This window comes from Hydrogenophaga sp., from assembly GCF_028698005.1.
Taxonomy (GTDB): Bacteria; Pseudomonadota; Gammaproteobacteria; order Burkholderiales; family Burkholderiaceae_C; genus Hydrogenophaga.
The window spans coordinates 1-9048 of sequence record NZ_JAQVEJ010000121.1 but is presented as its reverse complement, the minus strand read 5'-3'; the positions used below and the strand labels follow the sequence as shown (position 1 = coordinate 9048).

At 69.2% G+C, this 9048-nt stretch carries 9 protein-coding genes; all 9 read left to right on the top strand.

What is annotated here, in order from left to right:
* Positions 1-216 (top strand): DUF5368 family protein (locus PHQ87_RS11760; protein WP_300234397.1); only part of this gene is annotated, 216 nt, incomplete at its 5' end.
* A gap of 158 nt (positions 217-374) precedes the next feature.
* The gene (locus PHQ87_RS11755; RefSeq protein ID WP_300234394.1) at positions 375-842 is read left to right on the top strand and encodes a (2Fe-2S)-binding protein; all 468 of its coding nucleotides are present in this window, start codon (positions 375-377) and stop codon (positions 840-842) included.
* Between the two features lie 11 nt (positions 843-853).
* On the top strand, positions 854-3235 hold the full coding sequence (locus tag PHQ87_RS11750) for a xanthine dehydrogenase family protein molybdopterin-binding subunit (RefSeq protein ID WP_300234391.1): 2382 nt from the start codon (positions 854-856) through the stop codon (positions 3233-3235).
* A 17-nt stretch (positions 3236-3252) separates the two neighbouring features.
* Entirely contained in the window at positions 3253-4044 is a 792-nt protein-coding gene (locus tag PHQ87_RS11745) for a xanthine dehydrogenase family protein subunit M (protein ID WP_300234388.1), read from the top strand.
* Positions 4045-4051: 7 nt separating this feature from the next.
* Positions 4052-4975, top strand: coding sequence for a MoxR family ATPase (locus tag PHQ87_RS11740; RefSeq protein WP_300234384.1), 924 nt, complete (start codon positions 4052-4054; stop codon positions 4973-4975).
* A 10-nt stretch (positions 4976-4985) separates the two neighbouring features.
* Positions 4986-6158 carry a VWA domain-containing protein gene (locus PHQ87_RS11735; RefSeq protein WP_300234382.1) on the top strand — a complete coding sequence of 391 codons (1173 nt, stop codon included), beginning with the start codon at positions 4986-4988 and terminating at the stop codon, positions 6156-6158.
* 28 nt (positions 6159-6186) lie between these two features.
* The gene (locus PHQ87_RS11730) at positions 6187-6756 is read left to right on the top strand and encodes a carbon monoxide dehydrogenase subunit G (RefSeq protein WP_300234379.1); all 570 of its coding nucleotides are present in this window, start codon (positions 6187-6189) and stop codon (positions 6754-6756) included.
* Positions 6757-6773: 17 nt separating this feature from the next.
* A complete protein-coding gene (locus PHQ87_RS11725) occupies positions 6774-7871 on the top strand; it encodes an XdhC family protein (RefSeq protein WP_300234376.1) in 1098 nt (365 codons plus the stop codon).
* 98 nt (positions 7872-7969) lie between these two features.
* Positions 7970-9048 (top strand): helix-turn-helix domain-containing protein (locus PHQ87_RS11720; protein WP_300234373.1); only part of this gene is annotated, 1079 nt, incomplete at its 3' end.

Here is a 9048-nt window from a genome sequence, read left to right as displayed (position 1 = left end):
CTGGTGCAGTCCGAGCTGTTGGGGCTGCTCGGCGGCGTGGTGGCGCTGGTGGTCATGGCCCGGGTGTCGTCATCGGGCTTCACCGATGCCGGCGGTCCCGCCGACTGGTTCCTGATCCTGCTGGTGTATGGCGTGGGGGCCGTGGCAACCACGATCCTGGCCTACACCGTGCTGGGCTGGTGGCGACCCCGGCGGGGCCTGGCGGCCGGCACCTGAACGCCAGCTGCATTTACTGCGGCGCAGCATGCGCCGCAGCTGTCTCAAATTGAGAATCCCTGTCACGGGCACGGCCCGTTTCAGGGTTTCCCCGAAGCACTTCCCCCGGCGCACATGGTTCACTGTGATGGCCTCGCGACACAACACAGGAGACCACCATGCAGGTTCCACTCAAGGTCAACGGCAAGGCCGTGACCGTGGACGCAGCACCCCACACGCTGCTCGTCCAGGCGCTTCGTGAACACCTCAGGCTGACCGGCACCCACGTCGGCTGCGACACCGCCCAGTGCGGTGCATGCACCGTGCTGCTGAACGGCAGGGCCGTCAAGTCGTGCAACATGCTGCTGGCCCAGGCGTCCGGGGCAGAGATCACCACCATCGAGGGTCTGTCGGCCGCCGACGGCACCCTGCACCCGATGCAGGCCGCCTTCAAGGAGTGCCATGGCCTGCAGTGCGGCTTCTGCACCCCCGGCATGGTGATGAGCGCGGTGGACCTGTGCCAGCGCCGGCCCGATGCCAGCGAAGCCGAGGTGCGCGAGATGCTGGAGGGCAACCTGTGCCGCTGCACGGGTTACCAGAACATCGTCAAGGCCGTGGTGCAAGGCGCCGCGGCCATGAAAGCCTGAGGAGAGCGGACATGGGCGCATCCGACTTTGCCAAGCTGCCGCACATCGGCGAGCCTGTCCGGCGCAAGGAAGACTACCGCTTCCTCACCGGTGCCGGTCAGTACACCGACGACATCGTGCCGGAGGGCACGACCCACGCCGTATTCGTGCGCTCGCCGCACGCGCACGCCAGGATCAACAGCGTCGACAAGTCGGCCGCGCTAGCCGCGCCGGGCGTGATCGGCGTGTTCGACGGCCAGGACGTCGCCGCGGACAAGATCGGCGGCCTGCCCTGCGGCTGGCTCATCACCAGCACCGACGGGACGCCGATGAAGGAACCGGCCCACCCCATCCTGGCCCAGGGCAAGGCCCGCTACGTGGGTGACCACGTGGCCATGGTGGTGGCCGAGACCCTGGAGCAGGCGCGCAACGCGGCCGAACTGGTCAACGTCGACTATGAGCCACTGCCCGCCGTGGTGGACGTTCGCGACGCCCGGCAGGCCGGTGCCAGCGCCGTACATGACGAGGCCCCCGACAACCACTGCTACAAGTGGGCCATCGGTGACAAGGCGCAGGTGGATGCGGCCTTTGCAGGCGCGGCGCACGTCACCCGTCTGGACCTGACCAACAACCGCCTGGTGCCCAACGCCATGGAGCCGCGCGCGGTCATCGGTCAGTACAACCGCGCCACCGACGAGTACACCCTGACCGTGGCCAACCAGAACCCGCACGTCGAGCGCCTGCTGCTCACCGCCTTCGTGATGGGCCTGCCCGAACACAAGGTGCGCGTGATTGCCCCCGACGTGGGTGGCGGCTTCGGCTCCAAGATCTACCTCTACGCCGAGGACGTGTGCCTGACCTGGGCCTCGAAAAAGCTCAACCGGCCCATCAAATGGACCTGTGAGCGTGCCGAGGCCTTCCTGAGCGACGCGCACGGGCGCGACCATGTCAGCCACGCCGAACTGGCGCTGGACAAGGATGGCAAGTTCCTGGCGTTGAAGGTCCACACCGACGCCAATCTCGGGGCCTACCTGTCCACGTTTTCGACGGCGGTGCCGACCATCCTGTACGCCACGCTGCTGGCGGGCCAGTACAGCACGCCACAGGTGTATGTGGAGGTCGACGCCTGGTTCACCAATACCACCCCGGTCGATGCCTACCGCGGCGCCGGCCGACCCGAGGCGACCTATCTGCTGGAGCGCATCGTCAGCCGCGCCGCGTGGGAGCTGGGTCTGCCGCAGGACGAACTGCGGCGCCGCAACTTCATCACCAGCTTCCCCTACCAGACGCCGGTGGCGCTGCAGTACGACACGGGCGATTACCACGCGTGCCTGGACCAGGCCAATCAGCTGGCCGACGTGGCCGGCTTCGAAGCGCGCAAGGCGGCATCGAAAACCAAGGGCCTGCTGCGCGGCATCGGCTACAGCAGCTACATCGAGGCCTGCGGCCTGGCGCCCTCCAACATCGCCGGTGCCCTGGGCGCACGTGCGGGTCTGTTCGAGTGCGGCGAGGTGCGCGTGCACCCCACGGGCAGTGTGACGGTGTTCACCGGTTCGCACAGCCACGGTCAGGGGCACGAGACGACCTTCGCACAGGTGGTGGCCGCGCGCCTGGGCCTGACGCCCGATCAGGTGGACATCGTGCACGGCGACACCGGCCGCGTTCCCTTCGGCATGGGCACCTACGGCTCGCGCTCCATCTCGGTGGGAGGAGCGGCCATCATGCGGGCGCTGGACAAGATCGAGGCCAAGGCCAAGAAGATCGCCGCGCACCTGATGGAAGCCAGCGACGCCGACGTCGATTTCGCCAATGGCGAGTTCACCGTGCGCGGCACCGACAAGAAGGTGACGTTCGGCCAGGTCGCGCTCACGGCCTATGTGCCGCACAACTACCCGCTCGACAAGCTGGAGCCGGGCCTGAACGAAACCGCGTTCTACGACCCCACCAACTTCACCTATCCGGCCGGCACCTACATCTGCGAGGTGGAGGTGGACCCCGAGACCGGCGTGGTGCGCGTGGACCGGTTCACGGCGGTGGACGACTTCGGCACCATCATCAACCCGATGATCGTCGAAGGCCAGGTGCATGGCGGCCTGGTGCAGGGGATTGGCCAGGCGCTGCTGGAAAACTGCGTCTACGACCGCGAAACCGGCCAGCTCGTGACCGGCTCGTTCATGGACTACACGATGCCGCGCGCCGACGATTTCCCGTCGTTCCAGCTCGGCCATGTGTGCACCCCCTGCACCACCAACCCGCTGGGCACCAAGGGCTGCGGCGAGGCGGGCGCCATCGGCTCGCCACCGGCCGTCATCAACGCCGTGCTCGACGCCCTGGCACCGCTGGGCGTCAAGGACCTGGACATGCCCGCCAGCCCGCACCGCGTGTGGCAGGCCATCCAGTCGGCCAAGGCCTGAGCGCGAAGGAGGACACCATGTACGCATTCGCCTACGACAAACCCGCCACCCTGGCCGACGCGCTGCAAAAAATCGCGACCGGCGGCCAGCCCCTGGCTGGCGGCCAGACGCTGATCGCCTCCCTCAAGCAACGCCTGGCCCAGCCCGAGATGCTGGTGGACCTGGCCGGCGTGGCCGACCTCGCCGGCATCCGCCGCGAGGGCTCTGCCATCGTCATCGGTGCCATGACGCGCCACGAGGCCGTAGCCGGCAGCGCCGAGGTGCAGCAGGCCATCCCGGCCCTGGCGGCGCTGGCCGGCGGTATCGGCGACCGACAGGTACGCGCCATGGGCACCCTGGGCGGCTCGGTCGCCAACAACGACCCGGCGGCCGACTACCCGGCGGCCGTCCTCGGCCTGGGCGCCACGGTGCACACCAGCCAGCGACAGATTGCGGCCGACGACTTCTTCCAGGGCATGTACGCCACGGCGCTGGAGCCCGGCGAGATCATCACCGCGATCAGCTTTCCCATCCCCGCCAAGGCCGCCTACGCCAAGTTCCGCCAGCCGGCCTCGCGCTTCGCGCTGGTGGGCGTGTTCGTGGCCCAGACCGCCGCTGGCGTGCGCGTGGCCATCACGGGTGCGGGCAATGGCGTGTTCCGCCATCCCGGCCTGGAAGCCGCGCTGGCGGGCAGCTTCAGCCCCGAGGCGGTGGATGGCGTCGCCATCGACGCGTCGGAACTCAACAGCGACCTGCACGCCAGCGCCGAGTACCGTGCCCAGCTGATCAAGGTGCAAACCAGGCGTGCCGTGGCGCAGGCCAGGGGATGACGCCCGCATGACCGACGGTACCCACGACCCTGCCAGCCATGCGGCCACCGGATCGATCGACGCATTGGCCGATGCGCTGGCGGCCGTGGGGTATCACGCACCGCGCCAGCTGGTCACCTCGGTCTTCCTCGCCCTGAGTTTGCAGCGCCCGCTGCTGCTCGAGGGCGAGCCCGGCGTGGGCAAGACCGAACTGGCCAAGGCGCTGGCCAGGGTGCTGGGCCGCCCGCTGATCCGCCTGCAGTGCTACGACGGCATGGAGCAGCGCGAGGCCCTGTACGAGTGGAACCACACGGCGCAACTGCTGCACATGCGCGCCGCCCAGGACTTTGCCAGCCCGGAGCAGATCGAGCGCGAGGTATACCAGGAACGCTACCTGATCCGTCGCCCGCTGCTGCAGGCGCTGCAGACGCCGTCGCCGGGTGCCGTGTTGCTGATCGACGAGGTGGACCGCGCCGACGAGCCCTTCGAGGCCTTCCTGCTCGAGTACCTTGGCGAGTACCAGGTGAGCATCCCGGAGCTGGGCACCATCGGCGCGCTCGCCGCGCCGGTCACGCTGCTGACCAGCAACCGCACGCGCGACCTCAACGACGCCGTCAAGCGCCGCTGCCTGTACCAGTGGATGGACTACCCGGAACGCGAGCGCGAGCTGGCGATCGTGCGCAGCCGGGTGCCCGATGCCGGCGAAGCGCTGTCGGCGCAGGTCAGCGCCTTTGTGGCGCGGCTGCGATCGCAGCCCTTTGCCAATGCCTTCCAGCGCGCGCCCGGCATCGCCGAGAGCGTGGAGTGGGCCAAGGCGCTGGTGGCGCTGGACACCCTGCAACTCGACCCCGAGGTGGTGCAGAACACGGCAGGCATCCTGTTCAAGCAGCGCGAGGACGTGGCCGCCCTGCTGCCGCTGATCGACCAGTTGCTGCTGCCCGAGCCGGCGTGAAGGGACGGCCATGCAACTGGGCGATGCACGCAGCGGCAAACTGCCGGACAACCTGACGGGCTTCGGCCGCGCGCTGCGCCGTGCCGGTGTTCCGGTGGACAGCAGCCGCATTGCGCTGGCGCAGCAGTCGGCGCTCATCGTCGGCCTGGAGCGGCGCGATGACCTGCGTGCCGGGTTGCGGGCGGTGCTCATCAGCCGGCCACAGGACATCGAGGTGTTCGACCAGTTGTTCGATGCGTTCTTCCGCAACCCCGAACTCGCGCAGCAACTGCTGGCCCAGATGCTGCCCAAGGCCGCGCCGGCCCACCCGCCCAAGCGCAAGCCGCGCGTGCAGGAGGCGCTGCAGGCACCGCGCCCCCCGACCGCCGATACGGCCACCGATGAGCAGGAGTTGCGCCTGGACGCGGCCATGAGCGCGAGCGAGCGCCAGCGCCTGCGCCAGGCCGACTTCGCCAGTCTGAGCGCCAGCGAATACCGGCTGATCGAGCGCCTGGTCCGCGAAGTGCCCCTGGTGCTGCCACCCATCGCCGGCCGCCGCACCCGCGCCGGCTGGCGCGGCGCGCAACCCCACTGGCCGGCCGCCCTGCGCCAGGCCCGACGGCACGAGGGCGAACTGCTGTGGCTGCCACGCCGTGCCCGGGTCGAGCAGCCGCTGCCGCTGCTGGTTCTGGTCGACATCTCGGGTTCGATGGAACGCTATGCCCGCCTGCTGCTGGCCTTCCTGCATGCCGCCACCCGGGGCCGGCCACGTGCCGCCTATGCCTTCGGCACCGGCCTGAGCGATCTGCGCGCCGCCTTCCGGCTGGCCGACACCGACCAGATGCTGGCAGCCACCAACGCCACCATCGCCGACTTTGCCGGCGGCACCCGGCTGGGTGATTCGCTGGCCCAGTTGCGACAGGGCCATGCCCGGCATCTGGTGGGCCGCCGCACCGTGGTGCTGCTGATCACCGACGGGCTGGACACGGGCGAACCCGACGCCCTGGAGCCGGAACTGCAGTGGCTGCGGCGCCACAGCCGGCGACTGCTCTGGCTCAATCCGCTGCTGCGCTTCGAAGGCTATGCGCCGCTGGCGCGCGGCGCGCAGGTGCTGCACCGCCACACGGACGCCATGCTGGCCATCCACAACCTCAGCCGGCTCGAAGAGCTGGCTGGCGCCCTCTCGCACCTGCTCCGACAATGAGGACGCCGCCCCAGACAGGAGACACACCATGGACATGCAAGGACAACGCAGCCTGGCAGCCACCCAGCAACAGGCCTGGGATGCCCTGAACGACCCCGACATCCTCAAGGCCTGCATCCCCGGCTGCGAGAAGTTCGAGCCCGCCGGCAACGGCGGCTACAACGTCACCACCGCGCTCAAGATCGGCCCGGTGGCGGCACGCTTCACCGGCAAGGTGCAACTCACCGACATCGTGCCACCCCAGTCCTACCAGCTCAACTTCGATGCCCAGGGGGGTGTGGCCGGCTTCGGCAAGGGCCACTCCAAGGTTGAGCTGACGCCGACCGACCATGGCTGCGAGTTGCGCTACAGCGTGCACTCCACGGTGGGCGGCAAGATCGCGCAACTGGGCCAGCGCCTGATCGACGGCGCGGCCAAGTCCCTTGCCGACGATTTTTTCAAGCGCTTCGATGCCGAGCTGCTGCGCCGCCATCCGCCGGCGGATGCGGGCGACGCGGTGCCGCCCGATACCGCGGTCCGCAGCGGCGGCATACCGGCATGGGTATGGATTCTTATCGCTGCCGCCATCGTGGCCCTGGGCTGGGCCCTGATGCGCTGACCGGGACGGGCCTGGCCATGGAAAACCTCGATCTCACGGTCCTGCGGCATCTGCTGCAATGGCGCCGCGACGGCCGCCGCGCCCTGCTGGCCACGGTCATCCGCACCTGGGGCTCCTCGCCGCGCCCGGTCGGCTCCATCATGGCGCTGTGCGAAACCGGGGCGGTCGTGGGGTCCGTCTCCGGCGGCTGCATTGAGGACGACCTGGTCTGGCGTTACAGCCGCGCCGCCACACCCGCCGAGGCGCCCGCCGCCGACGGCATCACCCATGCGATTCCCGAAGGCCCCCCCGAGCGGGTGACATACGGGGTGACCGCCGACGAGGCACACCGTTTCGGCCTGCCCTGCGGCGGTACGCTGGAGTTGCTGCTCGAGTTCAACCCCGACGCCGATGCTCTGGCGGCCCTGATCAGCGCCCTCGGCACCGGGCAACTGATGCGGCGCGACACCGAGATCGCCACCGGCCGCGTGTCACAGCAGCCCATCGAGCGCCCGATGCCGCTGAGCGATGACGGCGTCTGGCTGCGCAACAGCTTTGGTCCCGAATACCGCATGCTGCTCATCGGTGCCGGCCAACTGGCCGAGTACCTGGCCACCATGGCCCTGTTCTGCGGCTTTGCCGTCACCGTTTGCGATCCGCGCGAGGAATACCGGGGGAGCTGGTCGGTGCCCGGCGTCAGCCTGCTGCCCGGCATGCCCGATGATGTGGTGCGCGAATTCCTGGTGGACCGCCGCACCTGCGTGATTGCTCTCACCCACGACCCCAAGCTCGATGACCTGGCACTGCTGGAGGCCATCGGCAGCGAGGCGTTCTACGTCGGTGCCATCGGCTCACGCCGCAACAACGCAGCGCGGCGCGCGCGCCTGATCGAACACTTCGGGCAGACCGAGGAAAGCCTGGCCTCGCTGCGCGGTCCGGTCGGTATCTACATCGGCAGCAAGACCCCGCCGGAAATCGCGGTCAGCATCATGTCCGAGGTCCTGGCGGTCAAGAACGGGGTGCCGCTGCCGCGCGACATGCAGGTCGGCACGGCCAAAAACACACTTCAACCGGCCGCCCCTGCGGGCGACCAGCCGCCGGTATGCGGCTCACCCGCCACCCGGCACCTGTCCTGAGGGCACACCGGAGCGCGCAGATGCAAAGCCGGCGAATCTCTGCTTCAATGGGCGTGCCCCGTTCACACCCGACTTGCCCACAGGATCCGACCGCCGTGATGAACACCGCTGCGCGCTACCCGGTTGCCCCTGCCGCCCGGCTGCAACAGATCGAGCAGGCGCGCCGGCATATCCTGTTCGGCCACCGTGCAGCCGCCGACGCCAGCGTTCCGCCCGCGATCGAGCGATCGTGGCGACGCTGCCTGGCCATGGGCCACCGGCCTCAGGACCGGGTGGTCTTTGATACCGTCTCGGCCGCCGCCATGAACCGCGCCAGCCAGGGCAGCCGGCCACTGCGCCAGGCCGCCACGCCCGTCATCCGGTCGATGGCACGGGCCATGCTGCACACACGCTATTTCGCCATCCTCACCGATGCACAAGGCATTGTCATTGACGTGCAGGGCCCCCTCGACCGCCACGACCCGCATGTGGCCGCCATCGCCCGCATCGGGGTGAACCTGTCGGAGGCCGCCGTTGGCACCACGGCCATCGGCACCACGCTGGCCGACCTGCAGCCGGTATGGCTGCACCGGGGAGAGCATTTCTTCCACGACACCAGCGTATTCAGTTGCGCCGGCGCCCCCATCTGGGGGCCCGACGGTGCCTGCATCGGCATGCTGGACCTGACCGGCGTCAACGTGCAGGAACAACCGGCCCTCAAGCACCTGGTCATCCAGTCGGCGTGTGCCATCGAAAACGCGCTGATCCTGGCCCGACCGCACCGGCTGTTGCTGCGTATCAGTTGGCCCGGCCGCGTGCCCGGTGGCCACGACGATGGTCTGGTCTGCCTGGACGCCGATGGCGTGATGGCGGGAGCGAACCGCACCGCCCGCGACATGCTGGGCCTGGCCCCGGGCACGTCCGGCCATGCTTCGCAGTGCTTTGCCATCGGTATCGACACCTTGTTCGATGCCGCTCGCCACCACCGGGGTGCCTTCGAGGTGCCACTGTGGTCGGGCCTGCAATTGCAGGTGCTGGCCCGGCAGGCCGATGACCGCACGGGTGCCCGTCAGGCGACCGGCATGGCCGCGCACAGCGTGCCACTCAAGGACATGGAGACGGCGCTGATCCGCCAGGCGGTCGATGACGCACGCGGCAACGTGATGGAAGCCGCGCGTGCGCTGGGCATCAGCCGGGC

Excerpts from the sequence above, each read along its gene's own strand:
- PHQ87_RS11755 (WP_300234394.1), top strand. The coding sequence starts at position 375 with ATGCAGGTTCCACTCAAGGTCAACGGCAAGGCCGTGACCGTGGACGCA.
- PHQ87_RS11750 (WP_300234391.1), top strand. The coding sequence starts at position 854 with ATGGGCGCATCCGACTTTGCCAAGCTGCCGCACATCGGCGAGCCTGTC.
- PHQ87_RS11745 (WP_300234388.1), top strand. The coding sequence starts at position 3,253 with ATGTACGCATTCGCCTACGACAAACCCGCCACCCTGGCCGACGCGCTG.
- PHQ87_RS11740 (WP_300234384.1), top strand. The coding sequence starts at position 4,052 with ATGACCGACGGTACCCACGACCCTGCCAGCCATGCGGCCACCGGATCG.
- PHQ87_RS11735 (WP_300234382.1), top strand. The coding sequence starts at position 4,986 with ATGCAACTGGGCGATGCACGCAGCGGCAAACTGCCGGACAACCTGACG.
- PHQ87_RS11730 (WP_300234379.1), top strand. The coding sequence starts at position 6,187 with ATGGACATGCAAGGACAACGCAGCCTGGCAGCCACCCAGCAACAGGCC.
- PHQ87_RS11725 (WP_300234376.1), top strand. The coding sequence starts at position 6,774 with ATGGAAAACCTCGATCTCACGGTCCTGCGGCATCTGCTGCAATGGCGC.